At 70.2% G+C, this 22,526-nt stretch carries 21 protein-coding genes; 14 read left to right on the forward strand and 7 right to left on the reverse strand.

Annotation, left to right across the window (positions count from 1 at the left end; genetic code table 11):
• Positions 1-727: 727 nt before the first annotated feature.
• From I7X39_RS04715 to I7X39_RS04725, 3 genes are all read right to left on the reverse strand, one after another.
• Positions 728-1,225 carry a DUF2938 family protein gene (locus I7X39_RS04715; RefSeq protein WP_198109809.1) on the reverse strand — a complete coding sequence of 166 codons (498 nt, stop codon included), beginning with the start codon at positions 1,223-1,225 and terminating at the stop codon, positions 728-730.
• Between the two features lie 103 nt (positions 1,226-1,328).
• Positions 1,329-1,484 (reverse strand): hypothetical protein, encoded by a 156-nt coding sequence (locus I7X39_RS04720; RefSeq protein ID WP_198109810.1) that lies wholly within the window; start codon positions 1,482-1,484, stop codon positions 1,329-1,331.
• Positions 1,485-1,653: 169 nt separating this feature from the next.
• Complete coding sequence (locus I7X39_RS04725; protein WP_198109811.1) at positions 1,654-2,190, reverse strand: ankyrin repeat domain-containing protein; 537 nt, start codon at positions 2,188-2,190, stop codon at positions 1,654-1,656.
• 651 nt (positions 2,191-2,841) lie between these two features.
• On the opposite strand from I7X39_RS04725, the gene I7X39_RS04730 reads away from it, so the two are divergent.
• Together I7X39_RS04730 and I7X39_RS04735 are read left to right on the forward strand one after the other, a co-directional pair.
• Positions 2,842-3,264 carry a hypothetical protein gene (locus tag I7X39_RS04730; RefSeq protein WP_198109812.1) on the forward strand — a complete coding sequence of 141 codons (423 nt, stop codon included), beginning with the start codon at positions 2,842-2,844 and terminating at the stop codon, positions 3,262-3,264.
• Positions 3,265-3,274: 10 nt separating this feature from the next.
• On the forward strand, positions 3,275-3,529 hold the full coding sequence (locus I7X39_RS04735; protein WP_198109813.1) for a helix-turn-helix domain-containing protein: 255 nt from the start codon (positions 3,275-3,277) through the stop codon (positions 3,527-3,529).
• On the opposite strand, the gene I7X39_RS04740 is transcribed toward I7X39_RS04735, so the two are convergent.
• Positions 3,526-5,748 carry a heavy metal translocating P-type ATPase gene (locus tag I7X39_RS04740; RefSeq protein WP_198109814.1) on the reverse strand — a complete coding sequence of 741 codons (2,223 nt, stop codon included), beginning with the start codon at positions 5,746-5,748 and terminating at the stop codon, positions 3,526-3,528. The genes I7X39_RS04735 and I7X39_RS04740 overlap by 4 nt on opposite strands.
• A gap of 329 nt (positions 5,749-6,077) precedes the next feature.
• Positions 6,078-6,770, reverse strand: coding sequence for a DJ-1/PfpI family protein (locus I7X39_RS04745; RefSeq protein ID WP_198109815.1), 693 nt, complete (start codon positions 6,768-6,770; stop codon positions 6,078-6,080).
• Positions 6,771-6,854: 84 nt separating this feature from the next.
• Here I7X39_RS04745 and I7X39_RS04750 point away from each other — a divergent pair, with 84 nt between their 5' ends.
• From I7X39_RS04750 to cueR, 4 genes are all read left to right on the forward strand, one after another.
• Positions 6,855-7,778: a GlxA family transcriptional regulator gene (locus I7X39_RS04750; protein WP_198109816.1), complete on the forward strand. Its 924-nt coding sequence runs from the start codon at positions 6,855-6,857 to the stop codon at positions 7,776-7,778.
• Between the two features lie 54 nt (positions 7,779-7,832).
• Complete coding sequence (locus tag I7X39_RS04755) at positions 7,833-8,579, forward strand: MipA/OmpV family protein (RefSeq protein ID WP_198109817.1); 747 nt, start codon at positions 7,833-7,835, stop codon at positions 8,577-8,579.
• A 69-nt stretch (positions 8,580-8,648) separates the two neighbouring features.
• Entirely contained in the window at positions 8,649-8,849 is a 201-nt protein-coding gene (locus tag I7X39_RS04760; RefSeq protein WP_198109818.1) for a heavy-metal-associated domain-containing protein, read from the forward strand.
• Between the two features lie 57 nt (positions 8,850-8,906).
• Entirely contained in the window at positions 8,907-9,482 is a 576-nt protein-coding gene (gene cueR, locus I7X39_RS23620; protein WP_310739855.1) for a Cu(I)-responsive transcriptional regulator, read from the forward strand.
• Between the two features lie 16 nt (positions 9,483-9,498).
• Here cueR and I7X39_RS04770 read toward each other — a convergent pair whose 3' ends face one another.
• Together I7X39_RS04770 and I7X39_RS04775 are read right to left on the reverse strand one after the other, a co-directional pair.
• On the reverse strand, positions 9,499-9,834 hold the full coding sequence (locus I7X39_RS04770; RefSeq protein WP_198109819.1) for a c-type cytochrome: 336 nt from the start codon (positions 9,832-9,834) through the stop codon (positions 9,499-9,501).
• A 65-nt stretch (positions 9,835-9,899) separates the two neighbouring features.
• On the reverse strand, positions 9,900-10,289 hold the full coding sequence (locus tag I7X39_RS04775; protein ID WP_198109820.1) for a hypothetical protein: 390 nt from the start codon (positions 10,287-10,289) through the stop codon (positions 9,900-9,902).
• An 89-nt stretch (positions 10,290-10,378) separates the two neighbouring features.
• Between I7X39_RS04775 and I7X39_RS04780 the strand changes: the two genes are divergently transcribed.
• The 8 genes from I7X39_RS04780 (at position 10,379) to I7X39_RS04815 (ending at position 22,525) form a co-directional block, all read left to right on the forward strand.
• Positions 10,379-11,464: a LuxR C-terminal-related transcriptional regulator gene (locus I7X39_RS04780; protein WP_198109821.1), complete on the forward strand. Its 1,086-nt coding sequence runs from the start codon at positions 10,379-10,381 to the stop codon at positions 11,462-11,464.
• 86 nt (positions 11,465-11,550) lie between these two features.
• Entirely contained in the window at positions 11,551-12,597 is a 1,047-nt protein-coding gene (locus I7X39_RS04785) for a LacI family DNA-binding transcriptional regulator (RefSeq protein ID WP_198109822.1), read from the forward strand.
• A gap of 204 nt (positions 12,598-12,801) precedes the next feature.
• Positions 12,802-15,783 (forward strand): TonB-dependent receptor, encoded by a 2,982-nt coding sequence (locus I7X39_RS04790; RefSeq protein ID WP_198109823.1) that lies wholly within the window; start codon positions 12,802-12,804, stop codon positions 15,781-15,783.
• A 49-nt stretch (positions 15,784-15,832) separates the two neighbouring features.
• On the forward strand, positions 15,833-17,362 hold the full coding sequence (locus tag I7X39_RS04795) for a tryptophan halogenase family protein (protein ID WP_198109824.1): 1,530 nt from the start codon (positions 15,833-15,835) through the stop codon (positions 17,360-17,362).
• On the forward strand, positions 17,362-18,054 hold the full coding sequence (locus tag I7X39_RS04800; protein ID WP_198109825.1) for a SapC family protein: 693 nt from the start codon (positions 17,362-17,364) through the stop codon (positions 18,052-18,054). The genes I7X39_RS04795 and I7X39_RS04800 overlap by 1 nt, the downstream gene beginning before the upstream one ends.
• Entirely contained in the window at positions 18,054-19,037 is a 984-nt protein-coding gene (locus I7X39_RS04805) for a cupin-like domain-containing protein (RefSeq protein ID WP_198109826.1), read from the forward strand. Before I7X39_RS04800 ends, I7X39_RS04805 begins: the two co-directional genes overlap by 1 nt.
• A 7-nt stretch (positions 19,038-19,044) precedes the next feature.
• Positions 19,045-20,574: a tryptophan halogenase family protein gene (locus I7X39_RS04810; RefSeq protein WP_198109827.1), complete on the forward strand. Its 1,530-nt coding sequence runs from the start codon at positions 19,045-19,047 to the stop codon at positions 20,572-20,574.
• 664 nt (positions 20,575-21,238) lie between these two features.
• Positions 21,239-22,525, forward strand: a complete 1,287-nt coding sequence (locus I7X39_RS04815) for an ABC transporter substrate-binding protein (RefSeq protein WP_198109828.1) — start codon at positions 21,239-21,241, stop codon at positions 22,523-22,525.
• The last annotated feature ends 1 nt before the right edge of the window (position 22,526 follow it).

Genomic DNA, 22,526 nt, shown 5'->3' on the forward strand with positions numbered 1-22,526 from the left:
TGCGTTTGTGTAGTCCTGCGAGAGAGCCCGCCGGGTTTTGGCTTCGCCGAAGCCTTCGGCTTTCGTCCCGGCAGCCGACCTACTTTCTTGCTCGTGCAAGAAAGTAGGCAAAGAACACGCGCCCGCTCCGCTGCCCCCGGCCTGCGGCCGGTGATTCCCTGCGCTGCTCGCGTCTTGGGGCGGCAGGGCGGAACGCACTGCGTTCGCTGCGCTCTCTCCGTTTGAACGGCCGCCCTGGGCCAGAGGTGGATGCGCGCTGCGCGCGCGCCCCAAGCCGCTGTGCTGCTCGGCAGCTCCGAAGGGCGAGCAGCCAACAGCCGGACAGCCAACAGCCGGGAAACGGCACCGTGTTTGAAGTCCGGGCTGTTCGGCATTCGGCTGTTGGCTGTTGGCTGCTGCCCCTATGCAGGTGCCGAGCAGCACAGAAATGCTGGGCGGCGTGCGGCACGCACGCCCACCCAACTGACTCGGCCCAACTGTCTGAGCGGAGTGCGCGAAGCGAACGCAGCGAGTTTTGGGCCGGCCCAGCATTTCGCGCAGCGCAGGGAACCCGGCCGCAGGCCGGGCGCCGGAATCGGGGCCGTGTTCTTTGCCTACTTTCTTGCACGAGCAAGAAAGTAGGTCGGCTGCCGGGACGAAAGCCCGGCGGGCGCTCACGCACCCCACCGCGCACCGTTCGACGCGCAAGCCTGATCCGCGTCGATACGAGCCAAAGCCGCGCACGACGCTAGCTCGCAAACGCCATCACCAACCCAACCCCCAAGCCATACGGCAAATGCGACACCGTGCTCGCCAGCAGCGCATCCGAACCCGGCGGCCCGCGCCGCCCCCACAGGCCCCAGCCGAAGCAGGGCAGCAGCACGAACCAAGGCAGGACCGAAGTCGCCAGCCCGAACAGCAGCCCTCCCACCAAGTGATGAATCGGCGCCAGCCCAGCAGGCAGCGCGAACAGCGAGGTGAACAGCAGCGGGTACAGCAGGGCCACGCCGCCGCCACCGATCAGAAAGTGAAAGGCCCAGCCCATCGCCGTCTCGGCCGGCAGCGCCGGTGCCTGGCGGATGTCGGCATGGCGCAGCCGGCCCTCGCGCCAGCCCAGCACCCAGCGGCCGATCAAGGCCACGTTGACGCCGCTGCTCACGCCCACGCGGGCCGCGTAGGTCTCGGTGATGTCCATCAGCAGCGCGCCGAGCAGGCCGCCGAGGAAGGCAAAGACGAAGGGTTCCATTCAGGGGCTCAGGGGCAAAAGACGAGGGATGCAGACCCAGGGGGTGGACGCCGCGCCGCCCGGCAGCTCAGCGCCGGGCGAACGCGGTCGGTGTCCACGGTCTTCAGACCTTCGGGCAGGCGCAGGCCGAGCCGCAGCGGCAGGCCGGGCCGCAGGCGCAATGCGACGGTGCCGCGGTCTGGGCGGCGGGCGTCTGGCAGCCACAGGTGCAGCCGGTGCCGGGGCAGGCGCTGCAGGGGCAGGGGGTGGTGTCGTTCATGGTCAGCTTCCTTTGCGTTGCATCGAGGACGGGATGTCGTCGATGGGCGCACTGTCGGAGGCTTGAGCCGGCAGCCCTAGCGGGGTGCGACGAAGGGTCGGGGGGCATACGGGAAGGGTCGGGGGCGGCTACCGAACGGTGGGGCAGTTGGAGTACTTCGACGGCAAGGCTAACGCCCACCGCTTGCCGCTTGACCCGATCGGAGTGGCCTGCCCTGACATGCCCGCCGGGTGGATGGGTGAGGCGCTCCCTGCGTCGTCGCCTTCTTCAGCCTAGCAATGACATGCTGCTCACGCCCCCCAGAGAGACCAACCAGCTCAACAGCTGTTTCCCCTTCTGCATTGCGTTGGTGCGGATCTGCTCCATGTGCGAGCAAGAGCTCGACCCCCGGGAGATTGACCCAGCTAGCCGCGTTCATGAGAGGTGTGTACCCATACGCACCGAGGTTGGGATCGGCACACGCTTTCAAGAGTTCGGCGAGCACCTTGTTTCCACCATGTGGGCCCGTAGCGATGTACAGGAGGCTTTCGTTTCGGGGGCTAAGGGTGTTGGGATTGCCGCCAGCCTCCAGCCAATCAACAACGTAGCCGTGGTCATCGTGTTCGACGGCCTCGAAGATGTTCGCGGGCTTCTTCGTACACGCAGCGAGAGCTGCGAGCACCAGAAGCACCAATGCAGCGGACCTAAGGCAAGCAGATCGGCTCATCGGCAGGTCTCTGTTCGTTGAAAGTCATCCAGCACTGCCCCACGACGGCTGTGGAATCGAAAAGCGTTCACAGGACACCCCGAGGGGCGAGGTCCGGGTGCTGCGCATAGATCGGGTCAAGCAGTTCGTTCGACAGCCTACCGACGGTCAGTCCGATCGTCTTCTGATAGGCGGGGAAGTCAGCTGGCGGCAACGCTGCTTGCGCATGCGCCAAAGATTCCATCAGGCTAGCTATCGCTGCTTCGAGTGAGTTGGAAATCGCGCTGGCCGCAGCTCTATCCATGGTGCTCGCTTCCTTTCATGCTCTGCTCAATCCCGAAGATGCGCCAACCAATGCTGTTCGCAATTTGAACCTTTGATCGCAGTTACGCCAGTTCCGCTCACACGCTGGGAGCAGCACCGCATGATCCGCTGCGTTTTGAATTTTTCGTCTCCTCATGGCTGGCATGCCCAGGGGGAGCAGGCTCTGAGAGGTCACCCCGAATCGACGCTCCAAGCGCTTGCGCGCGTCGCCCCTGCAGTCACCACTCGGTCGCCCGCCACCACCACTCCCGGACACCCCCCGACCCCCGGTCGCAATCCCTTCACCTGCCGCCCCACCCCCCGCCACAGTCCGTCCCAGCCCCACCCCAGCCCCCACCGGGACAGACCATGGAACTCCTCATCGGCAGCACGCTCGCCCTCTTCGTCGGCGCCGCCACCTCCGCCCTGGGCATGGACCGCGAGCGCGTGTTCTATCCAACGGTGCTGATCGTCGTCGCCAGCTACTACCTGCTGTTCGCCGCCATCGGCAGCAGCGGCGAGCCGCTGTTGCCCGAGCTGGGCGTGGCCGCGCTCTTCATCGGCCTGGCGGTGTGGGGCTGGCGGCGCAATCTCTGGTGGGTGGTGGCCGGCCTGGCCGGGCATGGGCTGATGGATGCGGTGCACCACCTGCTGGTGCACAACCCGGGCGTGCCGCGCAGCTGGCCGGGCTTCTGCATGGCCTATGACCTGGTGGCCGCGGCCTGGCTGGCCTGGTTGCTGGCGCGGCGCGGCTTGCCGGCAAGAGCGCTGAGGCCGGGGATGGCCGGCTGACAATCCGCCAATGGCACAAGGCAAACGGATTTCGGCAGAGATTGACGGCACGGCGCTGGACGCGATCAAGGCGCTGGGCGCGGCCGCCAAGCAGGCGCGGCTGCAGGCCGGCGAGGGCCAGGCGGCGGCTGCCGCCCGGCTCGGGGTGCATGTGCAGACGATCGGCCGCATCGAGGCCGGCGAGCCGGGCGTGGCGATCGGCCACGTGATGGGCCTGCTCGCGCTGTATGGCCTCTCGGCGCGCCTGCACAAAAGCGAGGCTTAAGCCCGCTTCCAGCGCCGCAGCAGCAGCGCATTGCCCACCACGCTGACGCTGCTGAAGGCCATGGCCGCGCCGGCCAGCATGGGGTTGAGCAGGCCGAAGGCGGCGAGCGGGATGCCGATGACGTTGTAGGCAAAGGCCCAGAACAGGTTCTGGCGGATCTTGGCGTAGGTGCGGCGCGAGATGGCGATGGCGTCGGCCACCAGGGCCGGGTCGCCGCGCATCAGGGTGATGCCGGCGGCCTGCATGGCCACCTCGGTGCCGGTGGCCATGGCGATGCCGACATCGGCGGCGGCCAGCGCGGGGGCGTCGTTCAGGCCATCGCCCACCATCGCCACCACGGCGCCGCGCTGGCGCAGCGCGGCCACGGCGCCGGCCTTGTGCTCGGGCAGCACCTCGGCCTCGAAGCGGCCCACGCCCAGCTGCTGGGCCACGGCCGCGGCGCTGCCGCGGTTGTCACCGGTCAGCATCACGGTCTGCACGCCCTCGGCATGCAGGGCTTCGATGGCGGCGGCGGCGCTGGGCTTGAGGGCGTCGCCAAAGGCCAGCAGGCCGAGCAGCTGCAGGCTGCCATCGGCGCGGCGCTCGGCCAGCCAGCTGACGCTGCGGCCCTGGCGTTCCTGCGCCATGGCCAGGGCTTGGTGCGGCGCCAGCTCAGCACCCAGTTCCAGCAGGTAGCGGCGGCTGCCCAGGTGCAGTTCACGCCCGTCCACACGGCCGGTGATGCCGCGCCCGGGCACGGCCTGCAGGCCTTCGGCGCGCGGGGCCACGAAGCCCTGCTGCTCGGCCTGGCTGCGCACGGCCTGGGCCAGCGGGTGTTCGCTGTCGGCCTGCAGGGCGGCGGCGGCGCGCAGCAGGCTGCCGGCGCTGCCTTCGATCGGTTCCAGCGCCAGCAGGCGCGGCTTGCCTTCGGTCAGGGTGCCGGTCTTGTCGAAGGCCACCACGCCGATGCGGTGCGCCAGCTCCAGGGCTTCGGCGTCCTTGATGAGGATGCCGTGGCGTGCGGCCACGCCGGTGCCGGCCATCAGGGCCGTAGGCGTGGCCAGGCCGAGCGCACAGGGGCAGGCGATGACGAGGACGGCCACGGCGTTCAGGATGGCCTGTTCCCACTGGCCGGTGGCCAGGCCCCAGCCGAACAGGGTCAGCGCGGCCAGGCCCAGCACCACGGGCACGAAGACGGCGCTGACCTGGTCGACCAGGCGCTGGATCGGGGCCTTCTTGGCCTGCGCGGTTTCCACCAGGCGCACGATGCGCGCCAGCGCCGACTCGGCGCCCACGGCCGTGGTGCGCACCAGCAGGCGCCCCTCGGCATTGACGGAGCCGCCGGTGACGCGCTCGCCCTCCTGCTTGGGAACGGGCAGGCTCTCGCCGGTCAGCAGGGATTCATCGACCTGGCTGCGGCCTTCGACGATCAGGCCGTCCACCGGCACGCGTTCGCCCGGGCGCACCAACACCACATCGCCCACCTGCACCTGGTCGATCGGCACTTCGACCTCGCCAGCGGCGCCCACCAGGCGGGCCGTCTGCGGGCGCAGGGCCTGCAGGGCGCGGATGGCCTCGGTGGTCTGGCGCTTGGCGCGGCCTTCGAGCCACTTGCCCAGCAGCACCAGGGTGATGACGACGGCGGCGGCCTCGAAGTACAAATGATTCATGCCCTCGTGGCCGGCATGCTCGTTCATCAGGTACAGGCTCAGGCCGAAGGCCGCGCTGGTGCCCAAAGCCACCAGCAGGTCCATATTGCCGGTGCCGGCGCGCAGGGCCTTCCAGCCGCCGCGGTAGAAGCGCGCGCCGAGCCAGAACTGCACCGGCGCGGCGAGCAGCAGTTGAACCCAGGCGGCCGGTGCCCATTCGATGCCGAAGGGCGCCAGCAGCATGGGCAGCACCAGCGGCAGGGTGAGGGCGGCGGCGATGAGGATGCGGGTGCCCTCGCCCAGGCCCTTGCCCAGGCCGCGCTGCGGCGTGGCCGCGCTGGCCGAAGCGGCCGGTGCTGCGGCCGGCACGCTGTATCCCGCCTTTTCCACGGCGGCCACCAGGGCCGCCTGCGCGGCCTGGCCCTGCACCTCGGCACTCTCGGTGGCCAGGTTGACGCTGACCGATTGCACGCCGGGCACGGCGGCCAGCGCCTTTTCCACATGCAGCACGCAGGAAGCGCAGGTCATGCCCTCGATGGGCAGGCGCAGCGTGGGCAGACCGGTTGCGGGGAGGGGCAGGACGGCGGACATGGCGGTTCTCCGGGTTATGGAAACGCTGAACAGGTCCCTGCGGAGCGCGTTTGCGAGAGAACCGGCCGGCTCGTAGGCGGCGCGCGAAGGTCGGGCTCGCTGCCCGACAGCCGAGCGCGCCAACGACCGAGCGGGCCGGTTATCTCGCAAACCCTGCGGGCCATCGACTTTTCGAGCGCCGGCCGGCGTTGCGACCCTCGCCCAGGCCACCAGCCTGGGCCGCGGCTCGCGCCTTGGCCAGCATCCCGAAAAGTCGCGGCGCGCCCGCAGGGACCTGTTCAGCGTTTCCGTGAATGGCCGCCACTGTTGGCCTTGCCCTCAGGGGAAGGTCAAGCGGCTTGGGTCAGGGCCGCGGCGGCGCGCTCGATCAGCGGTTCCACCTCGGCAAAGCGCGGCGCCTGCAGGGCCCTCAGGCGCGCCACGCGCTCCGGGCCGGCCTTCTCGGGCGTGCCGCTGTCGAACGGGGGCTGGGGGTCGTACTCGAAGGCCAGCTGCAGGGTCTGCGCCAGCTCGGCGCCGCAGAGCTCGGCGGCCAGCGTGAGGCCGAAGTCGATGCCGGCAGTGACGCCGCCGCCCGAGAAGCGGTTGCGATCGCGCACGACGCGTTCGGCCACCGGAATGGCGCCAAAGCGCGGCAGGTGGTGGCGCCAGGCCCAGTGGCAGGCCGAGCGGTAGCCCTGCAGCAGGCCGGCCGCGCCCAGCAGCAGGGCGCCGTTGCAGACCGAGGTGACGTAGCGCGCCTGCGCGCCCTGCGCGCGCAGGAAGGCCAGGGTGCGCGCGTCCACCAGCTGGGCGCCGACGCCAAAGCCGCCGGGCACGCAGAGCACGTCCAGCGCCGGGCAGTCCTCGAAGCGGGTGGTGGGCAGGATGCAGAAGCCGGCATCGGTGGGCACGGGCTGCAGGTCCTGCCAGAGCAGATGCAGACGCGCGCCGGGCAGGCGGCCGAGCATCTGGGCCGGGCCGGTCAGGTCCAGCTGGGTGACGTTGGGGAAGAGCAGGAAGCCGATGTTCAGGGTCGTCATGGCAGGGCAGCAAACGGAGGAAGGGTGTGCAGCATCGTCCCGACATGGGATGGCAGCCATGCCTTTGTTTCCATAATTACTGCCATGACCACACACCGCATCTGCCTGCTGATCTACCCCGGCTTCCAGCTGCTGGACGCGGCCGGGCCGCTGAGCGCCTTCGAGTACGCCGGCCGGTGCTATGCCCTGCGGGTGGTGGCGCGCCAGCCCGGCCTGGTGCCCAGCTCGGCCGGGCCGGCCTGGCAGGCCGAGGCCCTGCCCCGCCCCAGCCAGGTGGACACCCTGCTGGTGGCCGGCGGCAACGGCGTGGATGCGGCGCTGCAGGACGCCGGCCTGCGCGCTTGGGCGCGGCGCGTGGCGGCGCGTGGGGCGCGCGTGGCTTCCGTGTGCTCGGGCAGCCTGCTGCTGGCGGCGGCGGGCCTGCTGGACGGGCGCCGCGCCACCACGCATTGGCTGCGCGCCGAGCAGCTGCAGCGCGAGTACCCGACGGTGCAGGTCGAGGCCGACAGCCTCTATGTGCAGGACGGCTCCATCTGGACCAGCGCCGGCATCAGCGCCGGCATCGACCTGGCGCTGGCCCTGATTGCCGCCGACCTGGGCGAGGAGCCGGCACGGCGCGTCGCGCGTGCCCTGGTGGTGTATTTCCGGCGGCCCGGCGGGCAGTCGCAGTTCTCGGAACTGGGCCGGCTGCAGGGCCCGCGCTTCGAGGCCCTGCTGGCCTGGGCGCGCCAGCGCCTGCACGAGCCCCTGCCGGTGGAGCGTCTGGCGGCGCAGGCCTGCATGAGCCCGCGCCACTTTGCGCGCGCCTTCGTGCAGGAAACCGGGCTGACGCCCGCCAAGGCGGTGGAGCGCCTGCGCGTGGAGGCGGCGCGCGCCGCGCTCGAATCCGGCACGGCCGCACAGCTGCAAACCCTGGCGCGCGACTGCGGCCTGGGTGACAGCGAACGCATGAAGCGCAGCTTCCAGCGCGTGCTGGGCGTGGCGCCGGCGCAGCTGCGCGCGCCTTGACCTTGACCGCAGGGCAGGCCCAAGCATGGCGGCTTCAACCCTCTGGAGCCCCGCATGCCCCGCCCTGCCCCGCTGACCCTGTTGTTCCTGCTGAGTGCCCCGCTGGCCGCTGTTTCGGCCACCCCACCCGAGCCCGGCCACTGGAGCCTGGGCCTGGCCGCCGTCAGCCAGGAGTCGCCCTACCGCGGCGTGGCCGCCCGCCGCCACCTGCTGCCGCTGCTCGTCGTCGAGCACCCGCGCTTCGCCATCCAGGGCCCGCAGGCCGACCTGAAGCTCGGCCGCCAGGCCGGCATGGATCTGCGCCTGCGCCTGCGTTGGATCCCCGAGGGATTTGAGGCCGACGATTCGGCCGCGCTGCAGGGCCTGGCCGAACGCCGCGCCAGCGCCTGGGCCGGCCTGGCCACCCAGGGGCGCGCCGGCCCGCTGCGCCTGAGCGCCGAGTGGCTGGGCGACGCCAGCGGCCACAGCCAGGGCCAGCGCCTGCGCCTGGGCGCCAGCACCCATCTGCACGCCGGCGCCTGGCAGTTCGGCCCGCGCCTGGCCTGGACGGCCAGCGATGCCCGCCATGCCCGCTACTACTACGGTGTGCGCCCCGCAGAGGCGCGCGCCGGCCGCCCGGCCTTTGCGCCCGGTACGCAGCAGGGATGGGAATGGGGGCTGCGCGCCAGCCTCGCGGCGGGGCGCCAAGGTTCATGGGCCATCGACCTGGGCCAGCAGCGCGGCGGGCTGCCCTCGGCCAGTCCGCTGATCTCGAACGGTCCACGCACCCAGCTCGGCATCGGCTATCTGCAGCGCTTCTAGGGCTTGCGCTTGCCCCAGGGGCAAGGCTCAGCATGAAGCCTCCTACCCACCGCATGAACGGAGTTCGCCATGCCAAGCTTCCACCTCCCCGACATGAGCTGCGGCCACTGCGCCAGCCGCGTCAGCCAGGCGCTCAAGGCCCTGGACCCGCAATGCCGCATCGACTTCGAGCTGCGCGAGCGCCGCATCCAGGTGCAGAGCGAGCAAGCCCCCCAGGCCCTGGTCGAGGCCTTGCGCGAGGCGGGTTATCCGCCCGCGCCCACCCCTTGAGCTTGCCCCCGTGGCAAGCTTGAAGATCCGCCCGTCCTGCGCCCCAAGGAGAACCCCATGCCCCGCCCGCTGAACATCGGAGAGGCCGCCGACGCCGCCGGCGTCTCGGCCAAGATGATTCGCCACTACGAGCAGATCGGTCTGCTGCCCGAGGCCATCCGCACCGAGGCGGGCTACCGCCAGTACGGGCCGCGCGAGGTATCCATCCTGCGCTTCATCCGCCAGGCGCGCCGGCTGGGCTTCTCCATCGAGCAGGTGGGCGGGCTGCTGGGCCTGTGGAGCCAGCGCGACCGCAGCAGCCGCGAGGTCAAGGCGCTGGCCCAGCAGCACCTGCAGGAGCTGGAGGACAAGCTGCAGGAGCTGCAGACCATGAAGCAGGCGCTGGAGCAGCTGGTGCAGGCCTGTGCAGGCGACGAGCACGCGCACTGCGCCATCCTGGACGGCCTGGCCGTGGCCAGCCCCAGCGCACCCGAGCCGGGCAGCGTGGCCACCAAGCCGATCAAGGCCGCCAAGGCCGCAAGCGCGCCCAAGCCCGCCGCGGGCGACGGCCACTGCGGCCAGCACGAGGCCGCTGCGCACCAGGACCTGATGGCCTGGACGCGCAGCTTTGCGCGCAGCAGCGGGCCGGGCTAGTCCGACCCGGGCAAGCTCAGAGCGTCAGGATCCAGCGCGCCAGCTCGCGCGCCTCGGCATCGCTGACGCGCGGGCGCTCGGACTGGTCGGGCATCTTGGCCTTGTTCCAGTGCGGCCCGCCGGTGCCGGCGCTGCCTTCGCGGATGGTGATCACCATCTGCGCCTCGGCGTCCTTGCGGCCCTTCCAGGCGGCGGCGATCTTCTTGAACGCGGGCGCGGCGCCCTCGTCCTTGAGGGCATGGCAGCCCATGCACTGTTTCTCTTGCGCCAGCTTCTCGCTCGCCAAGGCGGCGTGCATGGGCAGGGCGGCCAGGGCCAGGGTCGTCAGGGTCAACAGGGTCACGGACTTCATCGCACTCTCCTCGACCAGAAGAAGCCCAGACTAGGCCTGCGGCCGCGCGCCGGCCTTGCGTGAGATCAAGTCGGCATCGCGGCGGGCTGCTCGTCCGGCGCGAGGCACAAGCTGGCCGGCAACTCGGAGCGGATGGCGTCCAGCTCGATGCTGCAGGCGCTGGCGTGGCGGTGCCCGCTCAGGGCCAGCAACTCGACGCTGTCGCCGGCCTCCAGCACCAGGGTCAGGCTGAGCTCCAGCTCGTGCAGGCCGCGCTGCCAGGGCACGGTGCCGGTGGCGCCCTCGCGCTGGCCCTCCACGAAGAGCTCCAGCCACATCTCCGGCGCCCCATGTCCGTCGCCCTGGGCGCGGCAGCGCGCCCGCACCACATGGCGCCCGGCGCGCTGCGCCTGCAGCAGCATGCGCACGGTCGAGGCAATCGGGGCCCGGCGCAGACCTTCTTCGACAGCGTGCATGCGACCTCCCTGTCGTCTTGCGGCATCGTCTGGGGCTGACTGTGGCGCCCCGCTTGCCCACAATCACCCCCACAACAGGGGGCACGGCGATGGGCACAAAGCATGCGGCCGAACGAGCGCGCATCCAGGGGCTGCTGGGCCTGGGGCTGGCGCCCCAGGTGTTCATCCCAGCGCTGCTGGAGACGCTGCACGGGCTGATCCCTTCGAGCCGCAACCTGTTCGACTGGACCGACCGCGACGGCCGGCTGCTGCACTACTACTTCGAAGGCCCGATCGACCCGGAGATCAACCGGCTCTATTTCGAGGAGTTCCACAACCGCGCCGAACCGGCCTGCATGCAACCCTACCGCCAGGCGCTGACCGGCGGCCCCAGCGTGCGCGGGGCGGCCGAGCTGGAGCAGGCGGACTTCTACCGCTCGGCCTACTACAACGAGATCTGGCGGCCGCAGCGCCTGCACAGCCGCATCGAGGGCATCGTGCGCGCCGACGACGGCACACCGCTGGGTTCGCTGGTGCTCTACCGCGGCCCTGGCGAGCGCCGCTTCACCCCCGCCGAGGAGCAACTGCTGGGGGGCCTGCTGCCCTATGTGGCGCGCGGCCTGCAGGAAGGCGCGGCGCAAGCCGGGGCCCCGGGCGCCTACCGCCCCTCGCCGGCGGCGCCGGCCTTTCTGTGCCTGGCGGCGGACGGCAGCATCACCCAGCTCTCGGCCGACGCTCCGCGCCTGCTGCTGCAGGCGCATGGCGAGATCACCCCGGACGGCGCGATGCGCCGGCCCCGCTTGGCCGACTACCCCGCCCTGCTGACCCTGTGGCGGCAATGGCAGGGCCCGCTGGCGCAGGCCGGGCGCTTGGAGCTGCACAACGGCTGGGGCCGCTTCGTGTTCGAAGCCTGCGTGCTGCAGCCCCCGGGCGGTGGCGCGGCGCAGCTGCACATCAGCCTGCGCCATCACGAACCCGAGGCGCTGAGCCTGCACCGCGCACTGGCCGGCCTGGACCTGAGCAGCAGCCAGCGCGAGGTCTGCCGCCTGCTGCATGCGGGGCTCTCGCAGGTCGAGATCGCGCGCCGCCTGCAGGTCTCGCCCTCCACCGTCATCGACCATGTCCGGAAGATCCACACCAAGCTGGATGTGCACTCCAGCGGCGAGTTGGTAGCCCTGCTGAACCGGCGGCTTTGAGCGGCCACGGGCACCCGGCCGGCCCACTCCAATAGACTTGCGCAACCGCTTTCAAACGCCGCCCCGCCGCGGCCCGCAGTTCCGCCATGGCCCGTACCCCGTCCCCGAAGAATGCCGCCAAGGGCGGTCCCGTCACGCTCGGCATGGTGGCCGAGGCCAGCGGGGTCTCGCCCAGCACGGTCTCGCGCATCCTCAACGGCACGGCCATCGTCAGCCCCGAGAAGCGTGCCGCGGTGGACCGCGCCATTGCCGAGCTCGGCTTCGTGCCCAACCCGATCGCGCGCGGCCTGGCCGGCGGGCGCACCATGAGCGTGGGCGTGATCACCCAATTCATCGACAGCCCCTTCTACGGCGCCGCGCTGCGCGGCATCGAGGACACGCTGAGCGAGGCCGGCTACAGCCCGCTGTTCGTCAGCGGCCACTGGCAGGCCGAGGTGGAACAGCGCTGCCTGGACACCCTGCGCGGCCGGCGGGTGGACGGGCTGATCCTGCTCAACGCCCGCCTGGCGGACGCCCCGCTCAAGGCCCTGGCCAAGACCCTGCCCACCGTGGTGAGCGGGCGCAGCCTCAAGGGTCCAGGCCTGTACGCGCTGGATTTCGACAACCAGAGCGGCGCGCGCCTGGCCACCCAGCACCTGATCTCACTGGGGCACCGCGAGATTGCGCACATCGCCGGCGACACCACCCACGCCGACGCGCGCGAGCGCCTGGCCGGCTACCAGGAGGCGCTGGAGGCAGCGCGCATCCCCTTCCGCCCCGAGCTGGTGCAGGCGGGCGACTACAAGGAAGAAGGCGGCCGCAGCGCCACCGAGCGCCTGCTGGCCGGGCCGCGCCGCTTCACCGCCGTGTTCGCCGGCAACGACCAGATGGCCACCGGCGCCGCCGTGGCCCTGCACCGCGCCGGCCTGCGCGTGCCCGAGGACGTCTCGCTCGTCGGCTTCGACGACCTGGCCGGCGCCGCCTACCAGACGCCGCCGCTGACCACCGTGCACCAGGCCAGCTTCGAGCTCGGCCGCCTGGCCGCCCAGGCCCTGCTGGACCTGCTGGCCGGCAACAAGCCCACCGTGCAGCTGCCCGAGCCGCGCCTGATCGTGCGCGAATCCACCGCCGTGCCCGGCAACCGGGCGCGCTGAAGGCCTCGGCGCGCAAACGCTTTCAAAACAGGCTTGGGCGACATTTGGGCACTTGCGCCCGTTTGTAACTGAGGCCGATTCAACACACCTAGTAGTTACCCAAATAAACATCAGGGGTCGCTGCCGCTAATCTGTGAAAGCGCTTTCAGCATTTCCGCGCCTTTTCAGACACCCGCCCGATCGTTCGCACCAGGAGACCCTCCGATGAAGTCCCCCGCGCCCACGCGCCACGCCTTGAGCCAGCTGGCTGCCGCCTGCACCCTGTTGCTGGCCCAGCAAGCCCTGGCCCAGCAGGCCCAGCAAGCCACGCCCGAAAAGAAGTCCGAGGTCGAGCAGCTCGACACGGTGGTCGTCACCGGCATCCGCAAGAGCCTGGATTCCTCGCTGGATCTGAAGCGCAAGGGCCAAGGCGTGGTGGATGGCATCGTGGCCGAGGACATCGGCAAGTTCCCCGACACCAACCTGGCCGAGTCGATGCAGCGCATCAGCGGCGTGTCGATCGATCGCTCGCTGGGTGAAGGCTCGCGCATCACCGTGCGCGGCGTCGGCCCCGACTTCAACCTGGTGCTGCTGAACGGCCGCCAGATGCCGGCCTCCAGCCTGCAGGAGACCGGCCCCTCGAACAGCCGCGCCTTCGACTTCGCGAACCTGGCCTCGGAATCGATTGCCGCGCTGGAGGTCTACAAGACCAGCCGCGCCGAGAACCCGGCCGGCGGCATGGGCGCGGTCATCAACATCAAGACCGCCCGCCCGCTGGACAGCAAGCGCATGATCGCCAGCATCGGCGTGAAGGCGGTGAAGGACCAGAGCAACACCCGCCTGCCCGACACCCTGGCCGGCAGCAACGTCACCCCCGAGCTCTCGGGCATCTATAGCGACGTGTTCGCCGACGGCCAGTTCGGCATCGCCCTCTCGGGCAGCTACCAGAAGCGCGACCTCGGCTACAACCAGGCCTCGGTGCCGGGTGGCTGGCGCGCCTTCAAGGGCGACGAGAACAACTGGGGCACCATCCCCCAGGCCGGCACGCCGGGCTCGGAGCGCATCACCAACCGCCCGAAGGCAGGTGACATCTACTCGGTGCCGCAGAACCTGCTCTACAGCGTGAACGGCATCGAGCGCGAGCGCACCAACGGCCAGCTGACGCTGCAGTACGCGCCCTCCAAGGCCGTCACCGCCACGCTGGACTACACCTACTCCGAGAACAAGCTGCAGACCAAGCGCAACGAGCTCTCGGCCTGGTTCAACTTCGGTCCCACCACCACCACCTGGACCGACGGTCCGGTGGCCGCGCCGCTGCTGTACCAGGAAATCATCTCGCCGGCCACCTCGGACGTGGCCATGGCCGGCGCCAACTACGGCACGCGCAACAAGAACGAGTCCACCGGCCTGAACGTGCTGTGGAAGGCCAGCGACAAGCTGCGCCTGGGCGTGGACGCCCACAAGGCAACCGCCATCTCGGCGCAGGACAGCCCCTTCGGCAGCAACGCCGTGCTGGGCGCGGCCATGTTCAACCGCGGCACCACCTCGGTGGACTTCTCGCAGGACTTCCCGGTGCTGAGCATCCAGGGCGCGCCGCTGGATGCCAGCAAGATGCTGGTGACGGGCTCCTCCTTCCGCAACAGCTACATGAAGGCCGAGATCGAGCAGTTCCAGGCCAAGGGCTCCTACCTGTTCGAGGACACCTCCAGCCTCGACTTCGGCGTCAGCAGCGTCAAGGCCAAGAACCGCTCGGCCTACGCCAACGTGCAGCAAGACAGCTGGGGCGGCCGCACCAGCCCGGCCGACTACGCCGACAGCCTGTGGATCCCGCAGCAACTGGCCCCCTACTTCGGCCGCATGCTGGGCTCGAACGCCGGCAACCTCTACAACCAGTTCTTCACCTGGGACTTCGGCGCCGTGCGCGACGCCGCCATCAAGGCCGACGGCAGCGACGCGCTGTTCAAATCCTCGAACCAGTTCACCACCGACCGCCGCACCACCGAAGAGAGCCAGAGCGCCTACGCCCAGTACAACACCGACTGGGAATGGGGCATCCCGATGGGCGCGGCCATCGGCCTGCGCTACGAGCGCACCAAGGTCATCTCCACCGCCCTGGTGCCCACCGCCACCGGCATCAGCTGGGTGGCCAACAACGAGTTCTCCGTCAGCTTCGGCCAGCCCGGCTTCACCACGCTGGAAGGCAAGTACGACTACGTGCTGCCCAACATCGACCTGGAAGCCGAGCTGAACGACAAGACCAAGCTGCGCTTCAGCTACGGTGAGAGCATCGGCCGTCCGGGCTGGGGCGACATCCAGGGCGGACAGACCCTGAACCAGCTGGTGCGCATCAACGGCGGCACCGGCGCGCAGGGCAACCCGGGCCTGAAGCCCCTGCTGTCGAAGAACTTCGACCTCTCGCTGGAGCATTACTACGCCAAGGGCAGCTATGTGGCGCTGGGGCTGTTCCGCAAGAACATCTCCAACTACATCGGCACCGGCACCGTGCAGGCCACGCCGTTCAATCTGGCTACGCCGGCCAACGGCACCCTGTTCAAGGAGGCCGTGAGCAAGGGCTGCCAGGGCACCGACCTGACCTGCATCCGCAACTACATCCTCAACACCTACAACGGCAGCCGTGGTGTGGTGAAGACGGGCGTGGACAGCAATGGCAATGCCACCGGCACCATCGCCGGCCAGTCGGGCGACCCGATCGCCACCTTCGACATCACGGTGCCCTCGAACCAGAAGAGCGCCAGCCTGAGCGGGGCCGAGCTCAATGTGCAGCACCACTTCGGCAACAGCGGCTTCGGTCTTTCGGCGAACTACACCTATGTGCGTTCCGGCCTGAAGTACGACAACAACAGCCTGAAGGAGCAGTTCGCGCTTCTGGGTCTGAGCAATGCCGCCAACCTGGTGGGCTTCTACGAGGACGACCGCTTCAGCGTGCGTGCCGCCTACAACTGGCGCGGCGAGTTCCTGACCGCCACCACCGACGGCAGCGGCCTGCCCAACCCGGTCTACACCGAACCCTATGGCCAGTGGGACCTGAGCCTGGGCTACAAGTGGGACAAGCACCTGAGCTTCCAGTTCGAGGCCATCAACCTGAATGACGGCGTGCAGCGCCTGCATGGCCGCACCAAGGAACAGGTGGTTTACATGACGCAGACGGGACGTCGCTTCATGCTGGGCGCAAGGTACAACTTCTGACCTGCAAGGCCCTTGCCCGCCCCGGCCCACCCGGGGCGGGCTTTTCACCATGCGTTCTGCCCGAATTCAAGACGTTCTGATCCTGGGGGGCGGCTCCGCCGGTTGGCTGGCCGCCGCCCTGCTGGCGGCGGAGCGCGGCCAGGGCGAGGATGCGCTGCGCATCACCCTGGTCGAATCCCCCAACACCCCGCCCATTGGCGTGGGCGAAGGCACTTGGCCGACGATGCGCGACACCCTGCGCCGCATCGGTCTCTCCGAACGCGAGCTGCTGCGCCATGCCGACGCCGCCTTCAAGCAGGGCTCGCGCTTCGTGGGCTGGCGCAATGGCCAGGACGTCTACCACCACCCCTTCAGCCTGCCGCAGGGCCATGGCGAACTGCCCCTGGTGGCCGCCTGGGCGGCGACCACGACGCGCGGCGACTTTGCCGCCGCCGTGGGCCCGCAGCCCGCCGTCTGCCTGGCCGCCCGCGCGCCCAAGCAGGCCAGTACGCCGGACTACGCCGCGGTGCTGAACTACGGCTACCACTTCGACGCCGGCCGCTTCGTACCGCTGCTGCAGCGCCACGCCGTACAGCATTTGGGCGTGCAGCACCGCGTGGCCCATGTGCAGCGCGTGGAGCGCCACGCCGATGGCGACATCGCGGCCCTGCACACCGAGGCCGGCGAGCGCCTGGCGGCCGACCTCTTCATCGACTGCAGCGGCCTGCAGGCGCGCCTGATCAGCCAGGAGCTGGGCGTGCCCTGGGTCTCGCGGCGCGACGTGCTGTTCAACGACCGCGCGCTGGCCGTGCAGGTGCCACATGCCGACCCGCACGGGCAGCTGGCCAGCCAGACCCTGGCCACCGCGCACAGCCAGGGCTGGATCTGGGAGATCGGCCTGCCTACGCGCCGCGGCGTGGGCTGCGTGTTCGCGAGCGACTTCGCCAGCGAGGCCCAGGCCCACGACGCCCTGCAGACCTATCTGGCCCCTCAAGGCAGCGGCACCGCCGAGCCGCGCCTGATCCGCTTCGACCCCGGCCACCGCGCCCGCTTCTGGGAACGCAACTGCCTGGCCGTGGGCCTGGCGGGCGGCTTCATCGAACCGCTGGAGGCCTCGGCCCTGGCACTGATCGAGCTGAGCGTGCAGCAGCTCTGCGACGACTTCCCGTTTGAGCGCGCCGCCATGGACACCGTGGCGCGCCGCATGAACGACACCCTGGACTATCGCTGGGGCTGGCTGGTGGAATTCCTGAAACTGCACTATGTCTTAAGCGAGCGCGATGACAGCGCCTACTGGCGTGCCCACCGCGACCCCGCCAGCTGCCCCGAGCGCCTGCGCGAGCAGCTGCGGCTCTGGGCCCACCGCCCCCCCAGCCGGCGCGACCTGCCCATGGCCGAAGAGCTCTTTCCCTCGGCCAGCTACCAGTACGTGCTGTACGGCATGGGCTTTGCCTCGGCCGGAATGGGCGGCCCGGCCCGCCCTGATGAACTGCGCGCCGCGCAGACCTTGCTGGCCGAACAGCCCGCCCGTACGCAGCGCCTGCTGGCCGCCCTGCCCGACCACCGCCGCCTGCTCCAAGAACTCACCCAGGAACCCTGATGCGTGCCGCCCTGCTCAACAACCTCGACCACCAGGCGCTGCGCCTGCGTCCGCTCACCCGCCAGAGCGCCCCGGCCTTGCCCGGCGCCCTGCCCACCGTGCCGGCCGAGTTCCGCCTGCTGCAGGCGCACTACCCCATCCTGTTCCAGGCCGCGGGCGACAGCTTCCAGCCGGTGGCGCTGCTGGGGCTGGAGCAGGGCCAGAACCTGTTCCTGACCGACACCGGCTGGGACGCCGCCCACCTGCCCTGGGCGCTGGAGCGCCAGCCCCTGCTGGTGGGCCGTGAGGGCAGCCAGGCCGTGGTGCACATCGACCTCGACCACCCGCTGCTGAGCGAGCGCGAGGGCGAGCCCCTGTTCCTGCCCCATGGCGGTCAGGCGCCGCTGCTGGAGCGCCGCGTGGCCGTGCTGCAGGCCCTGCACCAGGGGCTTGAAGAACTGCCGGGCTTCATCGAGGCGCTGTGCCGGCTGGACCTGCTGGAGCCCCTGCACTTCGACGTCGACCAGCCCGATGGCTCGGTGCGGCGGCTCTCGGGCTACCACGGCATCCACGAGGAACGCCTGGCCGCCCTGCCCGGCGCGGCCGTGGCGGCGCTGCACGAGGCCGGCCACTGGCTGCCCATCGCCATGGCCCTGGCCTCGCTGGGCCGGCTGCGCGATCTGGTCGAACGCGAGGCGCGCCAGCGCGGCTGATGCAGCTCCTCGAAGTCACCTGCCCCGGCGAGCTGCCGCCTGGCGCCCTGCAGGGGGCCGAGCCCCAGCTGCTGCGCGGCCTGGTGGCGCATTGGCCGCTGGCGCAGGAGGCTGCGGACCCGGCCGCCGTGGCCGCGCGCCTGCGCGCGCACTGGCGGGGTGCCACCGTGGGCGTGTGGCGCGCGCCGCCGCAGGCCGGCGGGCGCTTCTTCTACACAGACGACTTCCGCGGCTTCAACTTCAGCCGCGAGATCCACCCCTTCCCCGCCGTGCTGGACGAGCTGCTGGCGTTGCAGAGTGCGGCCGCGCCCCCGGCGCTCTACATGGGCTCCACCACGCTGGACACCTGCCTGCCCGGCCTGTGTGCGGAGCTGCCACTGGCGCTGGACGTGCCCGAGCCGCTGGCCAGCCTGTGGCTGGGCAATCGCGCCTGCGTGGCCACGCACCAGGATTGGCCGGACAACCTGGCCTGCGTGCTGGCGGGTCGCCGCCGCTTCACGCTCTTTCCGCCCGACTGCGTGGCCGATCTCTACATCGGCCCGCTCGACCTGACCCCCGCCGGCCAGCCCGTCAGCCTGGTGGATGCGCGCGCCCCCGACCTGCAGCGCTTCCCGCGCTTCGCCGCCGCGCAGGCGCGCGCGCAGGTGGTGGAGCTGGCGCCCGGCGACGCGCTCTACATCCCCAGCCTGTGGTGGCATCAGGTCGAGGCGCTGGAGCCCTTCAATCTGCTGCTCAACCACTGGTGGCGGCGCGGCCCGGCCTGGGCCGATTCGCCCATGCAGGCGCTGTGGCTGGCCCTGGCCACCATGCGCGACCTCCCCGCCGCCGAGCGTCAGGCCTGGCGGGCGCTGTTCGACCACTACGTGTTCGACGCCCCCGAACCCACCCACATCCCCGCCCACGCGCGCGGCCCGCTCGCGCCGCTGGACGAAGCCGGCATGCGCCGCATCCGCGCCCTGCTCCTGAACCGCCTGAACCGGTAAGCACCCCATGGACCACAAGCCCTTTGAAACCTCCACCCCGGTGCGCCGGCTGCTCATCGCCGGCGGCGGCACCGCCGGCTGGATGACGGCCGCGCTGCTGGGCAAGCTGCTCGGCAAACAGTTGCAGATCCAGCTCGTCGAATCCGAGGAGATCGGCACCGTGGGCGTGGGCGAGGCCACCATCCCGGCCCTGCACACCTTCCACGAGCTGCTCGGCCTGGATGAGCCCGAGTTCATGGCCGCCACCCAAGCCACGATGAAACTGGGCATCCAGTTCGAAGGCTGGCGCGCGCCGGGGCAGGACTACATCCACTCCTTCGGCATGACGGGCAAGGACCACTGGAGTGCGGGCTTCCAGCACTTCTGGCTCAAGGCCCAGCGCGAAGGCATCGCCCGCCCCTATGGCGACTACTGCCTGGAGCTGCGCGCCGCCGAGGAAAGCCGCTTCGCCCACCTGCCGCGGCACGGCATGAACTACGCCTACCACCTGGACGCCGGCCGCTACGCACGCTTCCTGCGCGCCCTGGCAGAGCGCCATGGCGTGCAGCGCATCGAGGGCAAGATCGCGCGCGTCGAGCAGATCGAACCCTTCGGTGCCATCCAGGCCCTGGCGCTGGCCGATGGCAGCCGCCTGGAGGCCGACTTCTTCGTCGACTGCACCGGCTTTCGTTCTCTGCTGCTGGGTGAGACCCTGGGCGTGGGCTACGAGGACTGGAGCCACTGGCTGCCCTGCGACCGCGCCGTGGCCGTGCAGACCGCCAGCGTGCGCGAGGCGCCGCCTTACACGCGCTCGATCGCCCACCGCTTTGGCTGGCAATGGCGCATCCCGCTGCAACACCGCGTCGGCAATGGCCTGGTCTACAGCAGCAAGGAGCTGAGCGACGCCGATGCCCCCGAGGTGCTGAAGCAGCATGTGGAGGGCGAGCTGCTGATCCAGCCGCGCCTGCTGCGCTTCACGCCCGGGCAGCGCCACCGCGTGTGGTCGCACAACTGCGTGGCCGTGGGCCTGTCCAGCGGCTTCATCGAGCCGCTCGAATCCACCAGCATCCACCTGATCCAGCGCGCCGCCATCCGCCTGGCCCAGCTCTTCCCGGCCGGCGGCATCCGCGCCGTGGATGTCGAAGAGTTCAACCGCCAGGCCGCCAAGGACATCGAGCACATCCGCGACTTCATCGTGCTGCACTATCACGTGACCGAGCGGGACGACTCGGCCCTGTGGCGGCATGTCCGCACGATGGAAATCCCGGCCACGCTGCGCCATCGCATCGAACTCTTCCGCGAATCCGGCCGCGTGTTCCGGCCGGCGGATGAGCTGTTTGCCGAGAACTCGTGGATCCAGGTGATGCTGGGGCAGGGCATCACGCCACGTGCGTATCACCCGGTAGCGGACCTGATGGGACTGTCCGAGCTGACGCAGTTCCTGGAGGGCATCCACAGCCAGGTGGAACGGACGGTGGCGAGCTTGCCGTCGCATCAGGAGTACGTGGAGCGCTTCTGTGCGCCGGTGCGGGCGAGGGATGCCGCTGTGGCCGCTTGAGCATGTTGTTGTTGCCCAAGTGAGAGCCCGTGGGGTCTTCAACCCCACACCCCGACCCGCATTTCTTTGCTGCGCCAAAGAAACGCGGGGCAAAGAAAGGCGCTCAAGAACACAGTCGCCCTAGGGGCGAACTGTGATGGCGGTGCTTGGGCTCACACTGACACGAGCCCTCTTCTGACTTCGACGGTCAGGACAACGAAGGCGCCCGGGGTACCGGTCGTCCCGGGCACCGCAGACCATGACCTTAGGTGCTCCGAAGAACAGACCCCCAACGGGCACCAAACCTTGTCTTCTGCTGGATGGGGGTCCATTCATCGCAGAGAGCCCGCGATGGTTTGCGGTGGTCTAGTCGGCCGGTACTCCGGCCAGCTTAGCGGGCAGGTTTTCGCAGTCCCAGGAGGGGTCTCGGAGCCATGTGAACCGGACGTGCAATCGCGGCCGACCCTAGGTCGGCTGCGTGCATTCAGCGCCTTTCTTTGCCCCGCGTTTCTTTGGCAAGACAAAGAATTGCGGGTCGGGGTTCGGGGGTGAAGCCCCCGAGGGCCCTCACAAGCAGCGCCAGCGAAGGTAAGGGCGCCCCCACGAAAACCCCCGGTTTCGCCTTCTCGACATTGACAGCACCATCAACAGTCCCTAGAGTCATGAAAGCGCTTTCATTCATCTCATGACCGATCCCAAAACCGCCGCCCCACCCTTGCCCCGCCGCAGCACCCTCGCGCTCGGCCTGGGTCTGGCACTGGGTGCCGGTCAAGCCCGGGCGCAGGCCCCGCAGCACCTCACCGTCGCCGCCTACCCGAAGCTGGACGCCATCGTCAAAGCCGCACTGCCCGCCTGGGAAGCCCAGCACCCCGGCGTCAAGGTGGAGGTGGTGAGCCGGGAGATGAACGACCACCACACGGCGATGGTGACGGCGCTCTCCACCGGCAGCCACCTGCCGGACCTGATGACGCTGGAGGTCGGGTATCTGGGCCGCTTCGCCCAGGGCCACGGGCTGCTGGATCTGCGCCAGGCGCCCTTCCAGGCCGAGCGGCTGGAGAAGCGCTTCGTGCCCTACACCTGGCAGCAGGCCCACAACGCGCGCGGCGAGCTGCTGGCCCTGCCCTCGGACATCGGCCCCGGCACCCTGCTCTACCGCCACGACGTGCTGACGCGCGCCGGCCTCACCGAGCCCGACTTGACGACCAGCTGGCAAGGCTTTTTGGCGGCAGGAAAGCAGATCCGCACCCGCACTGGCGCCTTCCTACTCGCCCATGCGCGCGACATGAAGGACATCCTGATCCGCACCGGCATCCAGCCGGGCGAGGGCCTGTACTTCAGCAAGGACAACCGCGTGCTGGTGCGCAGCCCCCGCTTCGTGCGCGCCTTCGAGCTGGCCGCGCAGGTGCGCCGCGAAGGCCTGGACGCCAAGGTCTACAACTGGTCGAGCGACTGGACGGAGGGCTTCCGCCGCGGCGCCATCGCCACCCAAATGATCGGCGCCTGGCTGGCCGGATTCCTGAACAGCTGGCTGGCCCCCAAGACCCGCGGCTTGTGGCGCGCCGCCCAGTTGCCCGAGGGCAGCTTCGCGGCCTATGGCGGCAGCTTCTACGCCATGCCCGCCAAGGGCGAACCGAGCCGCCGGGCCCTGGCCTGGGACCTGCTGCAGCACCTGACCCTGAACCGCCAGCTGCTGCTGGACGCCTTCCAGGCGCACGACATCTTCCCGGCCCTGGTGGACACCTTCGACGACCCCTTCTTCGACCAGCCCCTGCCCTTCCTCGGCGGCCAGCCGGCGCGCCGCATCTGGCGTGAGGCCGCGCGCAACATCCGCGCCGTCGAGGTGCACCGCCAGGATGCGTTCGCGGACGAGGTCATCAACACCGAGCTGGACAAGGTGCTGGTGCGCGGCAAAGACGTGGCCAGCGCCCTAGGCGATGCCGAACGCCTGCTGGCTCGCCGCGCCCACCGCTGAA

The organism is Inhella proteolytica, from assembly GCF_016093275.1.
Taxonomy (GTDB): Bacteria; Pseudomonadota; Gammaproteobacteria; order Burkholderiales; family Burkholderiaceae_C; genus Inhella; species Inhella proteolytica.